18 protein-coding genes are annotated in these 15,291 nt (G+C 66.3%); 10 read left to right on the top strand and 8 right to left on the bottom strand.

What is annotated here, in order from left to right; all coding sequences use genetic code 11:
- Window positions 1-85: 85 nt before the first annotated feature.
- Together AC57B5_RS12465 and AC57B5_RS12470 are read right to left on the bottom strand one after the other, a co-directional pair.
- Window positions 86-1,525 (bottom strand): EAL domain-containing protein, encoded by a 1,440-nt coding sequence (locus AC57B5_RS12465; RefSeq protein ID WP_496399642.1) that lies wholly within the window; start codon window positions 1,523-1,525, stop codon window positions 86-88.
- 15 nt (window positions 1,526-1,540) lie between these two features.
- Window positions 1,541-2,104: a hypothetical protein gene (locus AC57B5_RS12470; RefSeq protein ID WP_496399643.1), complete on the bottom strand. Its 564-nt coding sequence runs from the start codon at window positions 2,102-2,104 to the stop codon at window positions 1,541-1,543.
- 300 nt (window positions 2,105-2,404) lie between these two features.
- Here AC57B5_RS12470 and AC57B5_RS12475 point away from each other — a divergent pair, with 300 nt between their 5' ends.
- From AC57B5_RS12475 to AC57B5_RS12500, 6 genes are all read left to right on the top strand, one after another.
- A complete protein-coding gene (locus AC57B5_RS12475) occupies window positions 2,405-3,817 on the top strand; it encodes a sensor histidine kinase (RefSeq protein ID WP_496399644.1) in 1,413 nt (470 codons plus the stop codon).
- Window positions 3,802-5,148: a sigma-54-dependent transcriptional regulator gene (locus AC57B5_RS12480; protein ID WP_207476021.1), complete on the top strand. Its 1,347-nt coding sequence runs from the start codon at window positions 3,802-3,804 to the stop codon at window positions 5,146-5,148. The genes AC57B5_RS12475 and AC57B5_RS12480 overlap by 16 nt, the downstream gene beginning before the upstream one ends.
- 191 nt (window positions 5,149-5,339) lie before the next feature.
- Entirely contained in the window at window positions 5,340-6,035 is a 696-nt protein-coding gene (locus AC57B5_RS12485; protein WP_207476022.1) for a hypothetical protein, read from the top strand.
- A 97-nt stretch (window positions 6,036-6,132) separates the two neighbouring features.
- On the top strand, window positions 6,133-6,480 hold the full coding sequence (locus AC57B5_RS12490) for a DMT family protein (RefSeq protein ID WP_012203978.1): 348 nt from the start codon (window positions 6,133-6,135) through the stop codon (window positions 6,478-6,480).
- 11 nt (window positions 6,481-6,491) lie between these two features.
- Window positions 6,492-7,703 carry an MFS transporter gene (locus AC57B5_RS12495; RefSeq protein WP_207476023.1) on the top strand — a complete coding sequence of 404 codons (1,212 nt, stop codon included), beginning with the start codon at window positions 6,492-6,494 and terminating at the stop codon, window positions 7,701-7,703.
- A 140-nt stretch (window positions 7,704-7,843) separates the two neighbouring features.
- On the top strand, window positions 7,844-8,818 hold the full coding sequence (locus AC57B5_RS12500) for a DNA/RNA non-specific endonuclease (RefSeq protein WP_496399645.1): 975 nt from the start codon (window positions 7,844-7,846) through the stop codon (window positions 8,816-8,818).
- A 378-nt stretch (window positions 8,819-9,196) separates the two neighbouring features.
- Here AC57B5_RS12500 and AC57B5_RS12505 read toward each other — a convergent pair whose 3' ends face one another.
- The 4 genes from AC57B5_RS12505 to AC57B5_RS12520 form a co-directional block, all read right to left on the bottom strand.
- Window positions 9,197-9,802: an ATP-dependent Clp protease proteolytic subunit gene (locus tag AC57B5_RS12505; protein WP_034369490.1), complete on the bottom strand. Its 606-nt coding sequence runs from the start codon at window positions 9,800-9,802 to the stop codon at window positions 9,197-9,199.
- A gap of 102 nt (window positions 9,803-9,904) precedes the next feature.
- Window positions 9,905-10,261, bottom strand: a complete 357-nt coding sequence (locus AC57B5_RS12510; RefSeq protein ID WP_496399646.1) for an SRPBCC family protein — start codon at window positions 10,259-10,261, stop codon at window positions 9,905-9,907.
- Window positions 10,258-10,572 carry an ArsR/SmtB family transcription factor gene (locus AC57B5_RS12515; RefSeq protein WP_207476033.1) on the bottom strand — a complete coding sequence of 105 codons (315 nt, stop codon included), beginning with the start codon at window positions 10,570-10,572 and terminating at the stop codon, window positions 10,258-10,260. The genes AC57B5_RS12510 and AC57B5_RS12515 overlap by 4 nt, the downstream gene beginning before the upstream one ends.
- 25 nt (window positions 10,573-10,597) lie before the next feature.
- Entirely contained in the window at window positions 10,598-10,999 is a 402-nt protein-coding gene (locus tag AC57B5_RS12520; RefSeq protein WP_496400111.1) for a hypothetical protein, read from the bottom strand.
- Between the two features lie 573 nt (window positions 11,000-11,572).
- Here AC57B5_RS12520 and AC57B5_RS12525 point away from each other — a divergent pair.
- The 3 genes from AC57B5_RS12525 (at window position 11,573) to AC57B5_RS12535 (ending at window position 12,807) form a co-directional block, all read left to right on the top strand.
- Window positions 11,573-12,079, top strand: a complete 507-nt coding sequence (locus AC57B5_RS12525; protein WP_141441648.1) for a hypothetical protein — start codon at window positions 11,573-11,575, stop codon at window positions 12,077-12,079.
- Window positions 12,080-12,093: 14 nt separating this feature from the next.
- Entirely contained in the window at window positions 12,094-12,531 is a 438-nt protein-coding gene (locus tag AC57B5_RS12530) for a DUF4279 domain-containing protein (protein ID WP_496399647.1), read from the top strand.
- Window positions 12,532-12,606: 75 nt separating this feature from the next.
- Window positions 12,607-12,807, top strand: coding sequence for a hypothetical protein (locus tag AC57B5_RS12535; RefSeq protein ID WP_269197240.1), 201 nt, complete (start codon window positions 12,607-12,609; stop codon window positions 12,805-12,807).
- Between the two features lie 236 nt (window positions 12,808-13,043).
- Here the strand turns inward: AC57B5_RS12535 and AC57B5_RS12540 are convergent, their stop codons facing one another.
- Window positions 13,044-13,481 carry a hypothetical protein gene (locus AC57B5_RS12540; protein ID WP_496399648.1) on the bottom strand — a complete coding sequence of 146 codons (438 nt, stop codon included), beginning with the start codon at window positions 13,479-13,481 and terminating at the stop codon, window positions 13,044-13,046.
- Entirely contained in the window at window positions 13,478-14,425 is a 948-nt protein-coding gene (locus AC57B5_RS12545) for a LysR family transcriptional regulator (RefSeq protein ID WP_496399649.1), read from the bottom strand. Before AC57B5_RS12545 ends, AC57B5_RS12540 begins: the two co-directional genes overlap by 4 nt.
- Before the next feature lie 66 nt (window positions 14,426-14,491).
- Here AC57B5_RS12545 and AC57B5_RS12550 point away from each other — a divergent pair, with 66 nt between their 5' ends.
- Window positions 14,492-15,274, top strand: a complete 783-nt coding sequence (locus AC57B5_RS12550; protein ID WP_207476043.1) for an SDR family NAD(P)-dependent oxidoreductase — start codon at window positions 14,492-14,494, stop codon at window positions 15,272-15,274.
- Window positions 15,275-15,291 lie beyond the last annotated feature (17 nt).

Here is a 15,291-nt window from a genome sequence, read left to right on the forward strand (position 1 = left end):
TGCCGCACCGGCCCGGGCCAGGCGCGGGCCAGGCACGGGCCAGGGGCGACCCAGGCGCGGCCCAGGGCCGGGATCGGTCCAGGCCTCAGGCCCGCGCCTGCAGGAAAAATCCCGTGCCCATGCCGGTCTCGGCGGCCGACACCTCGGCTCCACCAGACACAGTGGAGGCCGCCACAAGAGCAGACATGCGCTCCATGCCGCTCCAGCTCAGGGCCATGTCCAGCTCGTCGCCGTCCTGCACCTCGGTCGCCTCCAGCACCTCCAGCACGTCTTCCACGCGCACCACCTGGTCCAGCAGGCCATGCAGCGAGGGCCGGGCGATGAAGAAGCCCTGCGCGCCATGGGCGCCCGCCAGCGCCACGGCCTCCAGGCCCTGGGCGGACTCGATGCCTTCCACGATCACGCAGGCGCCCCGGTCGGCACACAGGCTGACCAGGCCCTGCATCATCCGGGCCGAAGGCCGGGCCTGCAGGCTCTGGTCCAGCACGGACTTGTCGATCTTGACGATGTTGGCGCGCAGCTTGCCCAGAATGTCCAGGCCGCCGCGCCGGGGCACGATGTCGTCCAGAGCCACGCGCACGCCCAGGATCTGCAGGTGCCGCACCAGGCCCAGCGCGGCCTTCTCGCAGGGGAAGGCGCCGGTCTCGGTGATCTCCAGCACCAGGCGCTGGGCGATCTCGGGCCGGTCCTCCAGGTAGTCGAACACGCCATCCCACCAGGCGTCGTCGCAGAACGAGGCGGCCGACAGATTGCAGCCCAGGCTGTGGCCGGTCTTCATCTCCAGCGCGCCTATCACCGACCACAGCACGCTGCGGTCCAGCCGCGCGGCCAGGCCCAGGCGCTCCAGCGCCTCGATGGCATGGGGCACGGCATAGTTGTCGTAGGCAGAGAACACGCTGCGGCGCAGCAGGCACTCGTGGTAGAGCGTGCGGCCCGCGCCGGCCCCACTGCCCCCGCCTGCCATGCCTGCGGGCTCCAGCAGCGTCACGGGCTGGAATGCCAGCGCCAGGTGGCCCAGCCGCAGATCGTCCAGCAGGCGGCCCGCCAACTGCATGTCGGCCTGGTAGGCCTTGATCAGCCTGGGGTGCATCCTGCGCACCGCCATGTCCTGGATGCCCGCCGTGGCGTGGCCCTTGCCGCGTATCTCGTGCGGGCCCGTCAGGGAGACGCAGCCCAGCGCCTGCACCTCGGCGCGCAGATAGGCCTGGCGCGCGCCGTCCACCACCGGGTCGCGCACCAGGGCGGACTCCAGCGCATGCATCCAGCCATGCCGGGCCTGATTGCCGGGCAGCACCGTGTCAGCCATCGTGCGGGGATCGAACCCCCGAACCAGCACCGTGTCGCCCGCACGCTCCAACGATTCGGCATCGATGCCCAGGCCCGTGAGCCGCTCCACGCAGACCCGCATGGCCTCGTCGCAGAAGCCGTTGCCGTAGACGCTGCGCCAGGTCTGCAGGGGCGACAGCCAGATGGCCAGGTCCACGGGGGTGTCGCCGGGCGGAGCTTCGATGATGTCGTCGTGCATGGTGTGCTCCTTCATTCAACGGCCTGCAATGGGTTGTGAATAGCAGTGAAATCCGATCGCCCTGCGCCCCCGGCCGGACGGCCCGCCGCCGAGCACGCCGGCATCCACGGCCGACAGCGCCAGGTCCACATGGCCGGCCACCAGGTCAAAGACCACCGAGCAGGCATCCGCCTTGCGGCTGAAATACGCCAGCGTGGCGTCCGTGCCACCTGCGAAGCTGCCCAGCAGCGCCTGCCCGTCCTGCTCCTGGAACACGGCCTGCGCGCCGCCCTGCTGGGGCACGATGACGCGGTCGCCCTGCTGCAGCACGGCGCCGGCCTGGGCCGCGATCACATCGTTGCGCCGCACGATGCGCACGCCCTCGCTCACGCGCGTGAGCAGCGCCACCGGCGCCGCCTGCGCCGTCTGCGCCGTCTGCGCATGAAGGCTTCCGTCGCCCGCCTCCCGCGCAGGGGTGCGCGGCACGGCGGCAGACGCAAACGAGGCGGGCACGTTCAACGGCTTGCTGCGCGCCCTGTCCGGGTGGGCGCGCAGTCGCGGCAGGGGCACGCCTGCAAACGACAACGAGACAGCGGCCATGGTTTCTCCTCCGAAAGACAGCGATCGATGGGGTGCGTGGCGCAGCACCCGGTTTTCCAGACACTGCGACAAGCTTTTTGCATCCTGTTGCAACAAGCGTGCCATGGGCCCGGACGTCTTCATCCAACGCAAAGCCATCTGTAACCTATTGATTTATTTGAACAGCCAAGCACAGCCGCCGCCATGTCACCTCGCGGCGTTACGGGCGATGTCACGTAACGCCGGCACGCCACGGCGTTACTTTCGCAGCGGCCGCGCAGGGCGACGCGGCCCTGGCTGCCAGGCGCGGGCCCCCTTTCGGTGTATGTTCCAGCGCATCACTTTCAGGAGCCGGCCCTGTCCCCGCAAAAGTCCATCCAACGGGATCTGGTGATCCTCTGGCTCACCATCTCGGCCGTCGCCCTGGTGCTGGCGTGGTTGCTGCTGCTGCTGACACGGCAGGGCACCGACCAGCAGGTTGCCCGCGCCCGCGACGCCGCAGGCGTCAGCTGCAGCGCACTGCAGGCCGGGGCCGCGCGCATGGGGCTGGCGGGGCTGATGGCGGACACGCCCAGCGCACAGGCCCGGTCCGCCGCGCAGGCCGTGCTGGACCTGGCGCTGCGCGAGCGCCCCGGCATGGAAGGCGGCTTCTGGCGCGAGGGCCCCGGCGTGGTGGCCTATGCGTTTCCCACCTATGACGGCTCGGGCATCAAACGCGATGCGCCCAGTGCGGAGATGGAGCGCATCGCCTCCACCGCCCAGCGCGCGCGGGACAGCGCAGGCCTGGTGACCGACCTGCGCCCCGGCCTGCGCGAGGCGGTGGTCTTTGCGGCCTGCCCGGCCCAGGCGGACGCACCCGGGCTGGTGGCCTGGACGCTGATGCGCGTTCCCCTGATCAGCGCCGACGTGGTCAACCCCCTCATCCTTGCCGTCAGCCTGCTGCTGGGCATGGTCCTGGTCTCGGGCCTGTGGCTGGGCAGAATGCTCCGGCGCTGGCAGCGGCAGTCGGCACAGATGGAGCAGCAACTGCTCAGCGCCGAACGGCTGGCCACCCTGGGCCGGCTGTCCGCAGGCCTGGCGCACGAGATCCGCAACCCGCTGGGCACCATGCGCATGAAGGCCGAGACCGCGCTGGCAGCGCCCGCGCCACTGCGCGAAGCGCGCAGCCAGGGCGCGCTGGAGGCCGTGCTGGCCCAGACCGCGCGCCTGGAAGACCTGGTATCGAGCCTGCTGGCCTTGACCCAGCCCTTCCGGGTGCAACCGGAGCCGGTGGACCTGCAGCAGCTGCTGGACGAAAGGCTGCAGGCACATGCCGAGCTGGTCCAGGCCAGGGGTGTGCAACTGGCAACGGCAGTGTCCGCGGGCCTTGCCCGGGACCTGCAGGATGGGCGCCGCCCGCTGCTGGACCCCGTGCAGATGGCCAGGGCGCTGGACAATCTGCTGCTCAACGCTCTGGCGCACACGGCGGCCGGCGGCCGGGTGGAACTGGGCGCGGACCGGAGCGCCCACCGCAACAGCCCGCTGCAACTGTGGGTGGCCGATGACGGCACGGGCATTGCGCCCGAGCTGCGCGACACGCTGTTCGAGCCCTTCACCACCGCGCGCCCCGGCGGCACCGGGCTGGGATTGGCGCTGGTGCGCGAAATCGTGCTGGCCCATGGCGGCCGCATCGCGCTGGGCAAGACAACACAAGGCACCCGCATAGAAATGGAATTTCCATGGCCCACATCCTGATCGTTGACGATGACACGGCCTTCCGCGAAAGCCTGGCCGAGATGCTGGGCGACCTGGGCCACGCGGTCAGCGCGGCGCCCACGGTGGCGACGGGGCTGCAGGTGCTGCAGGGCGGTTCGGTGGATGTGGCCATCGTCGACCTGCGCATGCCCGGCGAGGACGGGCTGGCCTTCCTGCGCAAGGCCCGCGGCCTCTCGCGGGCGCCCTGCATCATGCTGACGGCCTATGCCAGCGGCAGCAACACCATCGAGGCCATGCGCCTGGGCGCCTTCGACCACCTGACCAAGCCCATTGCCAGAACCTCGCTGGTCGAGGTGCTGGAGCGCGCCTTGCTCAGTGCCGGCCAGGCCGGCAGCCCCGAGAACGCCGCACAGAATCCGGCGCAGAACCCGGAGCAGGATGGCGATGAAGCCGAGCTGGTCAGCGGCAGCGAGGCCATGCGGCAGGTCTTCAAGCGCATCGGCCTGGCGGCGGACAGCGACGCCACCGTGCTGGTGCTGGGCGAGACCGGCACGGGCAAGGAACTGGTGGCGCGCGCCCTGCACCGCAACAGCGCCCGGGCGGAGCGCCCCTTCGTGGCCGTCAACTGCGCGGCCATTCCGGCAGACCTGATGGAAAGCGAACTCTTCGGCCATGTGAAGGGCGCCTTCACGGGCGCCGCCAGCGACCGCGCCGGGCGCTTTCGCGAGGCGCAGGGCGGCACGCTGTTCCTCGATGAAGTGGGCGACATGCCGCTGCCCACGCAGGCCAAGATCCTCCGGGCGCTGCAGGAGCGCGAGATCACGCCCGTGGGCGCCAGCCGGGCGCTGCCCGTGAACGTACGCATCATCGCGGCCACGCACCGCGACCTGCCGGACGCCGTCAGGCAGGGGCGCTTTCGCGAGGATCTCTGGTACCGGCTCCAGGTCGTGCCCGTGCACCTGCCGCCGCTGCGCGAGCGCCTGGGCGACGTGCTGCTGCTGGCCGAGCATTTCCTGCGCCAAGGCGGCGGCACCTCGCCCAAACGCTTGGGTGCCGACGCCGCGCGCCTGCTGCTGGCGCACGACTGGCCCGGCAACGTGCGCGAGCTGCGCAACGCCATGGAGCGCGCGGCCCTGCTGTGCCCCGGGCCGGTCATCGGGGCCGAGCACATCGGCCTGCAGCCTGCCGCGGCGCACGGGCCCGCCATCGACTGGAACGGCCCGCTGGCCGCCGCCGTCGCCCAGCTGGAGCGAGAAATGGTCACGCGTGCCCTGGCCGCCGCCACGGGCAACCGTGCCGAGGCTGCGCGCCGCCTGGGACTGTCGCGCCAGCAGCTGTACCGCAAGCTGGCGGAGTTCGGGCTGGGCTGAGGCAGCAATGGGCGCACGGACGCGCGGACGCACGGACGGCACCGCATGTGTCCGATACGGTGACACCTGCTGTCTCCGCATCGGACACCGGGCCCGCAGCATCCACTGCAAGCCCTTGATTTCATGAAGATTCCTGATGGCATGGCACTTGCATTGACGGATGCGTGTCCATCGCCAACCAAGGAGCCCTCATGTCCCGATTTGTTCTTTCCTCCGCCGTTCTGTGGCTGGGTTCCAGCGCATTGAATGCGCATGCCGTGCCGCCCGGCGGCTTCGCCTCTTCAGGCCCTGCAGCCCCTTCAGCCCCTTCAGCCCCTGCAGGGCCTGGCGCGCCGCACGCACAGGCCGTGCTTGAAAGCGCCGTCGCCCGGCTGCTGACCAATCCGTATGGAGAGGTGGACGGCCTGCGCCTGACCGACGGCACGGTGGTCCGGTTCCCGCCGCATATGTCCGACGCGCTCACGGCAGCCGTGAAGGTGGGCGACACGGTGCGCATCATCGGCCGCAGCGAAGCCGGTGGTGCGGTCAAGGCGGATGCCATCGTGAACTCGGCCAGCGGCCAGACCGTGTACGACCAGCCGCCCGCCCGCGACGGCACGCGCCCCATGCCGCCGCACCTGCGCATGGCCGGCCTGCAGACGCAGCAGGCCCAGGGCCGCATTGACGTGGTCCTCACCGGCCCGCGCGGCGATGCCAACGGCGTCATCCTGTCCGACGGTGCCATCGTGCGCTTTGCCCCCCATGCGCTGCAGCAGCCGCTGCAGCCGGGGCAGCTGTTTGCCGCCTCGGGCCTGGGCACGCGCAACGCGCACGGCACCTCGCTGGAGGCCACCAGCATGGGTGCCAGCCTGTCGGACCTGCAGCCGCTGTACGACCGCGCGCGCTGACACCACCGCCCGGTCCCCGGGGCCGGGCGGGCTCCTGCCCCTTCCTGCTGTTCTGCTTTCCTGCTTTCCTGCTTTCCCGCCTTCACCGAACCCCACCATGTCCCCCAAGATCGCCCCCGTCCTGCTGCTGCTGATCTCCAACGTCTTCATGACCTTCGCCTGGTACGGGCACCTGAAGTTCGAGAACCGGCCGCTGTACCTCGTCATCCTGGTGAGCTGGCTGATCGCGCTGGCCGAGTACTGCTTTGCCGTGCCCGCCAACCGGCTCGGCCATGAGGTCTACAGCGCGGCCGAGCTCAAGACCATCCAGGAGGTGATCACGCTGGTGGTGTTCGCCGTCTTTTCCGTGCTCTACCTGGGCGAGAAGCTCACCCTCAACCACCTGGTGGGCTTCGGCTTCATCTGCCTGGGCGCCTTCTTCGTGTTCAAGGGCCCCCTGCGCTGAAGGAAGCCTCCATGCACCGCACACACCACCATGCGCGGCGCTGGCTGCCGGGGCTCAACTTCTTCCTGGCCGATGTGCGCGACGGCCTGGGACCGTTCCTGGGCGTGTTCCTGCTCGCCCAGGGCTGGCGGCTGGACGATATCGGCTACGTCATGGCCCTGGGTGGCATCGCGGGCATGCTGGCCACCACGCCGCTGGGCGCGCTGGTCGATGCCTCGCGCCGCAAGCGCAGGCTGCTGGCAGCGGCCATCGCCCTGCTGCTGGCGGGCAACCTGGCCATCTGGATCGCACCATCGCTGGCCGTGACGGCGGCATCGCAGGTCATCACCGGCGTGGTCGCGGCCCTGATCGCGCCCTGCCTGCTGGGCATCACGCTGCAGATCACCGGCCATGCGGACCTGCCCCGGCAACTGGGCATCAACGAAGCCTGGAACCACGCAGGCAACGTGGCCACGGCCGCACTGGCGGGGGCCATGGGCCTGCGCTGGGGACTGCCCTCCGTCTTCGTGCTCATGGCCCTGATGGGCTGCGCCTCGCTGGGCTGCCTGGCGCTGATGCGGCTGGATGAAACCCCGCAAGGCACGCCGCCCCAAGAGCAGGCCGGGCCTTGCGCCCCCGGCCTGCTGCACGTGCTCACGGGCACGCCGGCGCTGCGGGTGCTGGCCGCGGCCATGCTGCTGTTTCACCTGGGCAATGCCGCCATGCTGCCGCTGCTGGGCCAGGCCGCCGTGGCGCGCGGCCATGCCAATCCCAGCGGCTTCACGGCGCTGACCATCATCGTGGCGCAACTGGTCATGATCCCCATGGCCCTGCTCGCCGGGCGCCACGCCCAGCGCAGCGGCTACTGGCTGCTGGTCAAGGCGGCCCTGCTGTCGCTGCCGCTGCGCGGCCTGGTCGCCGCCACCTGGGATTCGGACTGGGCGCTGATTCCCGTGCAGGTGCTCGACGGCGTGGGCGCCGGGCTGCTGGGCGTTGCCCTGCCAGGCCTGGTCGCGCAGACGCTGCGCGGCACCGGCCACGTCAACGCAGGCCTGGGCGCCGTGATGACGCTGCAGGGCCTGGGCGCGGCCGCCAGCCCGGCACTGGCGGGCTGGATTGCGCAGCGCTTCGGCTTTGATGCGGCCTTTCTTTCGCTGGGCGGCATCGCGGTGCTGGCCCTGGCGCTGTGCTGGTTCGGCGCGCCTGCCGAACCAAGGGCTGCCCACCTCCAGCCCAAGACCTGACATCAGGCCATGCGCGGCCCGCTTTCAGGGCATCTGGACACATTTGGGGGCCTGGAAACATAGGAGAATTCCTAGGACCCGAATCAGAACCCGCGCCATCGCGGACTTGCCTCCCAGCGGCCAGCGCCTGCCGCCCCCGAATGACTGTCAAGAACAAGAAGCCTTCCGCGCGCAAGCGCAGTTCCTCCCCCGCCTCCAAGAAGAAAGCCTCCAGCCGCAGCGGCCGCAGCGGACTGTGGCGCTCCATGCTCGCCGCCCTTGTGGCGGCAGCGGGCACCTTCCAGATCGCCAGTTGCAGCCTGGACCCGAACTGGCACCCCAAGCTTCCCGAGCCGCCCTTCCTGTCCACCCTGCCCATCCCCGGGCTGGAGCACCTGCGCAAGCAGCCGGAGACAGGTTCGGGCACGGCCTCCGGTGGCGGCAGCCCGCCTGCCGGCAGCATGGCCACGGGCTTTTCGCACTGCCGCGATTTCTTCCCCGGTGGCGAGCCCCCTGCCCTGCAGATCCAGCCCCAGCAGCGCGAGCTGTGCTTCAGCGCCTTCGCCGTGCTGCACAGCGGCCAGACCAAGACGCCCGTCTTCGTGGTGGAGCGCCTGAACCGCAAACTGCTGGACCAGGGCCAGGGCCTCAAGCGCAGCGACAAGTTCTATGCCGATGCCCGCCTGCCCCGCGCCGAGCGCGCCGAGCTGGACGACTACCGCCGCTCCGGCTACTCGCGCGGACACATGGCGCCGGCCGGCGACATGTACTCGCCCGAAGCCATGGCCCAGAGCTTCAGCCTGGCCAACATGGTTCCGCAGGACCAGACCCACAACGGCGGCGTCTGGAGCAAGGTCGAGCAGGACACGCGCCGCTACGCCCAGCGCGCCCAGGGCGATGTCTATGTGTTCACCGGGCCGGTGTTCGACGGCCAGCCGCTGACCATCGGGCCGGGCAAGGTCCATGTGCCCAGCCACATTTTCAAGCTGGTCTACGACGCGAGCACGGGGCGTGCCTGGGCGCACTGGCAGGCCAATAGCCCGGATACGCGGATGAGTGCGCCGATCAGTTATGAGGAGTTCACTCGGAGGACGGGGATGCCGTTGTTGGCGGGGGTGATGAGGGGGCGGGGTTAGCCTTCTGTCGTGGGCCAGGGGCCTGTTTCTTGCCCCTGCCGGGGGGTTGTTTTTCGAGGCCGGGTCTCGGCCCGGCGGCCGACCTACCTTTCTTTGATTCGTCAAAGAAACGTAGGCCAAAGAAAGACGACCCGAATGTCCGCGACCCCTTCGCTTCGCTACGGGCAACCTGCGTCGTGGCGGTTGCGGGGTTCGCCGTGAAACTCTCTTCGCGCTGCGCGCTACGTTCAAACATCACGGCGAGTCAGATGACGAAGCAGTCCTGTCCTTCGGCAGGACTGCAACCCCGCAACCGCCACGACGCAGGCGCTGACATACGGGGGTGGGGAGAAGGGGGGCGCGCGGTGCGCTGCGCGCTGCTGGCGCTGGCGCTGCGGCTCAGAGGGTTACTGTGCGCCGGTCCAGAACCTTGTCTATCAGGCCCCATTCGCGGGCTTCTTCTGCGGTCATGAAGCGGTCGCGGTCCAGGTCGCGTTCCACCTCTTCGTAGCTGCGGCCGCAGTGCTGGGCGTACAGGCGTGTCACGCGGTCCTTGGTGCGCAGCATTTCCTCGGCATGGATGCGGATGTCCGAGGCCTGGCCCTGCACGCCGCCCAGCGGCTGGTGCACGTGCAGGCTGGCGTTGGGCAGGGCCATGCGGTGGCCGGGCTCGCCGGCCATGAGCAGGAAGGAGCCCATGGAGCGCGCCGTGCCCATGCACAGCGTGTGCACGGGTGACTTGATGAACTGCATGGTGTCGTACATGGCCAGCCCGCTGGTGATCACCCCGCCCGGCGAGTTGATGTAGAGGTGGATGGGCTTGTCCGGGTTCTCCGCCTCCAGGAACAGCAGTTGCGCGCAGACCAGGGCAGAGACCGCATCGTTGACCTCGCCGTTGAGAAAGATCACGCGGTCGCGCAGCAGGCGCGAGTAGATGTCGAAGGACCGCTCTCCGCGCGCCGACTGTTCGACAACCATGGGGACGAGCATCATCGATTCGCGCATGGGCGAACTCCTGTGTGTGGTGGTGAAAAAGAAATGGCTGCGGCCCTGCGCCGCATGCCCCGTTGCCGGGGCCCTCAGGTCACGTGCATCAGGTTGCGTACATCAGGTTGCGTACATCAGGAAGCCGCCGTCGTTGGCCGCTTCCCTGGCGGGCTGCAGCCGCGCATCGGTCAGCACATGGACGATGCGCAGCAGCGTGCCTCCATCCGCTGCGGGGCTGATCTGCAGGTCCACCGTGCTTTCAAGAAAGGGCGGCTCCGCCTCGCGCAGCCGCAGGCGCAGTTCCTGCTGCGGCACCTGCTGCAAAGGCTCGGCATGCTCGGTGCCCGGCAGCCACTGCGCGCGCAGCTCGGGAATGCTCAGCGCGCGCCAGACCTTCTCGGGCGGAGCGTCCAGCGCGTACTCCTGCACCAGCTCGCGGGCCGCATCGCCGGTGTCCATATCGCTCATCTTGTTCATTGGTCCATGTCCTTGAGCAGGCCCTTGAGTGCATCCACGCGCTGCGGCCAGTAGGCGCGGTACTTCGCCAGCCAACCCGCAATCTGCGCCAGCCCGTCGGGGTCGACCTCGTAATGCATGAAGCGCCCCTGGCGCTGCTCGCTCACCAGCCCCGCATTGCGCAGCACGGCCAGATGCTGGGACATGGCCGACTGGCTGATATCCATTCCCTCGCGCAGCGCGCTGGCATGCATGCTGCCAGCGGCCAGCTTCTCGAAGATGGAGCGGCGCGTAGGGTCGGCCAGGGCCTTGAAGATGTCGTTCTCGGGCATGGCGACACTTTAGCAACCACTTATTTCAAACGCAAGCCCCGCACGCCAATCCCGCCGCCACGCCCTCATCCGCAAACCGCTTGGCCGCCTTGAGCAGATAGCTCACGGCATAAAGAATGGAGTCGTCGGCTTCATCCCCATTCAGATGGTCCACCACCTCGATGGCATAGCCCAGATTCACCGCCGTGTCGTGCAGCAGGCCCAGCAATTCCTTGTCCTGCGGCTCCAGCGACTGCGCCTGATCGGCCTTCACGTAGTAGATGCGCAGCAGGTCCCGGCAGACGCAATTGATGGCAGTGATGTTGTGGCGAGCGTGCAGGTCCAGCACATCCAGCGCGGCGCCCATGTGCAGGACGGCGTCGATGGCGAGGTCGTCGAGCCGAGGCGTGGCAGAAGCAGCCGTTGAAGGATCGGGATGATGAGGCATCCTGCGATGCTCGTTGAATCGGCGAGGGGCGTCTCTACGGAATTCGTAGAACGGAAGGCGAGCCAGGATGGTTGTCTTCGGCTTGGATACGAAGATGGCGGCCACCCGTGGAAATGTCTCACCGGATTGCGCAAATCCTCGGAGTGCCGACTACCTATCTTTACTGCGAGGACGATGATCTTGCTGAAGTGATCCTGGCGTGGAGCAAGCTTGCTCGCGGCGGTCGGGCGCAGGCGAAAAAAGCTGTGTTGGGGTTGGTGGCTGGGCGGTAGGGGTGAACGCCTGGGCAGCCGCTATGACGGGATGTCGGCAGGATTGGGCGGGAAGAGATTGCTGGCTGCGTATCGATATCGTCAAAGAGGCGGCCTTCTCAGACGACGGCAAACGGCCAGGAGCAGACACATGCTGAAATATCTTGCTGAATTGGAGTTGAGCATCGAAGGTCGTGCCCAAATGCCTTTGGTTTAAAATCCAACGCCTGTAACCACAAAACCTGCTGTCTATTTTTTCCACCATTGCATGCATGGGGGCATGGTTTTCCGCAGTGATCAAAATTCCTATCGAGAGCCACTCATGAAAAAATTGCGAATCATTGCATTTTTCGTTATTACAACCATTACAGGCAGCTTAAGCGCAGCGGACAATGAGCAACAGCAACCTTGGGCGCAGATGCTTGAAGTTATGGGATATGCGGAAATCGCGAAAGCGAGTCTAGCCAGAGGGTGTCTTCCTGATAATAATTTATCTAGGACAGCAGCCTACATTGCCCTCTGCCCCAAGTTGTCATTTATTTCGAACAAATTAATTAATGATGCTGCTCTGCCATTCGCGCGAAGGTATGTGTCTGGCTCCGAGGCACGGGACGTCATCGCTTACTATGCATCCCCTAGAACTCAACGCCTGAGAGATAAGATGAACCGTGAAATTCGAACAGGGAGAAATGACCAACTTTCACCAGCGGAATTGCAAGAAATAAAGAGGGTTGATAACGCCCCGTTTGCCCGTGCGCTCAGTGAATTTGCTGGAGACCCAGAATGTAACAGAGCGGTTGCCCGTGCAATACTGAGTTATGAACCATAATGTGCGGTTTCTCAATGACATGCTATTGCACACTATTTATTCGATCCGATGATCGCTCAGAACTTCCTTCGGAAATATTTTCGCAATCTTCACTGGAGAAGTTCGATTTTACAGATGAAGAATCTCCAGAGCGACGCCAGACGCGAAGACGACTAGACGCTGCTGGAATCCGAAGGCGACCCGATCTGCCTAGGTATGGGTGGGTTTTAGACACGAACGGTACGGTTCTCAGTACAAGCATAGAGGATCACATTAAATCCTTGCTAAGCTGCCTGAATAATGAAAGAAGCCTTGGCGATCTGAAATCAATGGGTTATAAATATTATTTTTCAGTCTTCTGGAGCGGAAATGGAACGGGAGGTGGCCCATTTATTACAAGCGAAACTTTGGCGCTTCTTGCCGGGCATGAAGCAGAAATAGAAATTTGCTTTTACTACGAAGATGCATCTTAGTTTTCGGGTCCGGAATCAGCAGCGCTCTGAGAGAGTATGCTGCAATCGCACGTAGTGCAGAAGCAGGTTCTACAAATGAAAATGACAGTCGAAAATATGACGCTCAGGAGTTGGCTGGCGGGGGAAATAAAAATATCTGCATACGCGGTAGAGCAGCTGAAACATCTGAAAGGCAGCAACGTCCTGGAATATCATGCAGACCGCCTTGTTCGTTATCAGGCGACGCTCTTGTCGCTCGATGAATACGAAGAATGGCTGACTGACTCCTGCGGCTGATATTTTGCCGCAGTTCCGTTGAGGGTCAGCTTGCGAAATTCTCGCCATCGGGCTGACCGGGGCTCAAGCGACCATAATCCATATATTTGAGTTCATCATTTTCTTATTGGCGTGGCGCTTGGATTTCCGGCCAGAGGCGGACATGGTGCTGCATCGACTGGTTGAATTCACAACGGTTGAATCCACCGTCGTTCTACGCCAGCCAAGGCCCCGTTTTTTCCCGTCAAGATCAACGATCAACGACCATCGATGGCGCTGGTCTCTTCATCGACGGCATCCTCGTCGCAATCCAGCCTCACGACATCGAATTCAACGTGATCGACGTCTGGAACTTTCCCAAAATCGACGAGGAATCCGTGAACCAGCACCTGTCCACGGCCTGCATCGATAACCCTCCCCGTGCCGCTGTACGTGTAATGTCCGGTCCTTATCAGTCTGTCGCGCCCCAGCTTTTCTCGCTCGTCCTGCGGCCAATCGAAGCCATACGGTGATTGGAGCAGCCGGACGTCCAATGCACTGAGACGATTGCGAACCCTCTGTCCGGCGCTCAAGGTGCAGGGGTGGCAGAACACGGTGACGGTCGCCTGGTCGCTGGCCAGCGTAACGGACGCAGCTTCGTCGCCCGGCTCATCGACGTGCAAGACCAGAAGATCTGGAAAGACCGTGCCTGTCATGGCTTCGCGGCGGGGCTGGCCGCCTTCGCCTTTTCTGCTTGCAGTTGCAGCCCATCGGCCAGCGCCACACCCAGCGCGTCAATGACCGCCCGCACGCCCGGCACGTTGCGGCGGTCGCGGTGATAGGCCAGGTACACCGGGCAGGACGGCAGTGGCGCGTCCACCTCCAGCCGTGCCAGGCCGGGCACGGCATGGGCCATGGCGTCGGGCAGCAGGCAGATGCCCTGGCCTTGCTGCGTGGCCTCCTGGCGGGCCAGGTCGGAGCCGGATCGAAAGACGAACCGGGTGGCGCCCCGGCTGGTCAGCCACAGGTTGGAGGCGTCCTGCCGGCCGGTGGCGAGGTCCTGTCCCACGAAATCGTGGCAGGCGAAGTCCTGCACGCGCAGGTGGCGACCCGGCAGGCGCTGCTCGACATAGCCGTGCGAGGCGTACAGGCCAAACGTCAGTTGCCCCGCCCATTTCTCCACCACCACGGCCGAGCTGGAGCGCCCGACCCGGAGCGCCACATCCACTTCGCGCCGCCCGACATCCGTGAAGCGCGACTCCACGGCCACTTCAATATGCAGTCCAGGGTGCGCGCTTCTCAACTGCGAGAGCACGGCGGTCACGGGCTTCACGAAGCCCTCGCCCATGCTGACGCGGATGGTGCCGGTCAGCGCATGGGCCTTCTCATCGGGCCGGTCGTCGCGCTTGATGCCGCCCAGTCCCAGCTCGAATTGCTCAGCCAGCTCCACCAGTTCCATTGCATCGGGCTCGACCGTCGTCCCTGCGCTGCTGCGGTGTACCAGGGCGCGGCCCAGGGATTGCTCCAGCGCCTCGATGCGCCGCGCGACGGTCGAGGTGGACAGGCCCAGGGCAGCGCCTGCGGCAAGCAGGCTTTGGTGGCGGTGAAGCGCCAGGAGCACGCGCAGGTCATCCCAGGTGGTGGGCGGTTGGTTTTTCATGAATGCAAATCAGCTTACCAGCGCTGCCCATTCCCAGGCGGGCACCCCGTCGCAATACTCGAGTGCATGAAAACCCCTTTTGATTTCTCCCAGAAAACCGTCCTGGTGACCGGTGCCTCCATGGGCATCGGCGAAGTATTTGCCAGGGAGCTTGCCCGCCGTGGCGCCAAAGTCGTGCTGATCGCGCGCAGCCGCGACAGGCTCGAAAAGCTCGCCCACGAATTGCCCGGCGCCGAATTCCTGGTCGAGGACCTGGCGACACCCGGGGCGGCCCGGCGGGTTTTCGAGGCCGTCAGCGCCAGGGGCCTGCTGCCGGATCTGCTGGTGAACAACGCAGGCTTCGGCACCCATGGCAGGTTTGATGAACTGGCGCTGGCCATGCAGCGGGAGGCCATCGACCTGAATGTGGGCGCCCTGGTGGAGCTGACGCACCTGTTGCTCCCCGCACTGGAGCAGCGCCAGGGCGGCGTCATCAACATCGCCTCCACGGCAGCGTTTCAGCCGGTCCCGTACATGGCTGTCTACGCCGCGACCAAGGCCTTTGTCCTTTCGTTCAGCGAAGCGCTCTGGGCCGAGTACCGGCCGCGCGGCGTGCGCGTGCTGGCGTTGTGCCCGGGCGCTACCGACACGGCGTTCTTCGCCCGCGCCGGCGAGGCCGCATCCTTCGGGAAAAAAGCGTCCAGCGAAGACGTGGTTCGCCTCGGACTGAAAGCCTTCGACGACAACCGCGCCTCGGTGGTGCACGGTTGCGCCAACTACCTGACGGCCCTGGTCGCCCGCGTTGCCACACGCGAGTTCATGGCCCGGTTCACGGCGCGCGTGATGAGGCCTGCAGCGCAGCCGGCTTGAATGCCCCCGGTCTCAGG

The organism is Delftia sp. BGA-UO-ETr-SB1 (genome assembly GCF_059567865.1).

What these genes read in the sequence shown, in the direction of transcription:
- AC57B5_RS12505 (WP_034369490.1), bottom strand. Translation starts at nt 9,802, where the DNA reads ATGCGCGAATCGATGATGCTCGTCCCCATGGTTGTCGAACAGTCGGCG.
- AC57B5_RS12485 (WP_207476022.1), top strand. Translation starts at nt 5,340, where the DNA reads ATGTCCCGATTTGTTCTTTCCTCCGCCGTTCTGTGGCTGGGTTCCAGC.
- AC57B5_RS12530 (WP_496399647.1), top strand. Translation starts at nt 12,094, where the DNA reads ATGACATGCTATTGCACACTATTTATTCGATCCGATGATCGCTCAGAA.
- AC57B5_RS12550 (WP_207476043.1), top strand. Translation starts at nt 14,492, where the DNA reads ATGAAAACCCCTTTTGATTTCTCCCAGAAAACCGTCCTGGTGACCGGT.
- AC57B5_RS12545 (WP_496399649.1), bottom strand. Translation starts at nt 14,425, where the DNA reads ATGAAAAACCAACCGCCCACCACCTGGGATGACCTGCGCGTGCTCCTG.
- AC57B5_RS12495 (WP_207476023.1), top strand. Translation starts at nt 6,492, where the DNA reads ATGCACCGCACACACCACCATGCGCGGCGCTGGCTGCCGGGGCTCAAC.
- AC57B5_RS12500 (WP_496399645.1), top strand. Translation starts at nt 7,844, where the DNA reads ATGACTGTCAAGAACAAGAAGCCTTCCGCGCGCAAGCGCAGTTCCTCC.
- AC57B5_RS12480 (WP_207476021.1), top strand. Translation starts at nt 3,802, where the DNA reads ATGGCCCACATCCTGATCGTTGACGATGACACGGCCTTCCGCGAAAGC.
- AC57B5_RS12490 (WP_012203978.1), top strand. Translation starts at nt 6,133, where the DNA reads ATGTCCCCCAAGATCGCCCCCGTCCTGCTGCTGCTGATCTCCAACGTC.
- AC57B5_RS12470 (WP_496399643.1), bottom strand. Translation starts at nt 2,104, where the DNA reads ATGGCCGCTGTCTCGTTGTCGTTTGCAGGCGTGCCCCTGCCGCGACTG.
- AC57B5_RS12465 (WP_496399642.1), bottom strand. Translation starts at nt 1,525, where the DNA reads ATGCACGACGACATCATCGAAGCTCCGCCCGGCGACACCCCCGTGGAC.
- AC57B5_RS12520 (WP_496400111.1), bottom strand. Translation starts at nt 10,999, where the DNA reads ATGCCTCATCATCCCGATCCTTCAACGGCTGCTTCTGCCACGCCTCGG.
- AC57B5_RS12510 (WP_496399646.1), bottom strand. Translation starts at nt 10,261, where the DNA reads ATGAACAAGATGAGCGATATGGACACCGGCGATGCGGCCCGCGAGCTG.
- AC57B5_RS12535 (WP_269197240.1), top strand. Translation starts at nt 12,607, where the DNA reads ATGAAAATGACAGTCGAAAATATGACGCTCAGGAGTTGGCTGGCGGGG.
- AC57B5_RS12540 (WP_496399648.1), bottom strand. Translation starts at nt 13,481, where the DNA reads ATGACAGGCACGGTCTTTCCAGATCTTCTGGTCTTGCACGTCGATGAG.
- AC57B5_RS12525 (WP_141441648.1), top strand. Translation starts at nt 11,573, where the DNA reads ATGAAAAAATTGCGAATCATTGCATTTTTCGTTATTACAACCATTACA.
- AC57B5_RS12515 (WP_207476033.1), bottom strand. Translation starts at nt 10,572, where the DNA reads ATGCCCGAGAACGACATCTTCAAGGCCCTGGCCGACCCTACGCGCCGC.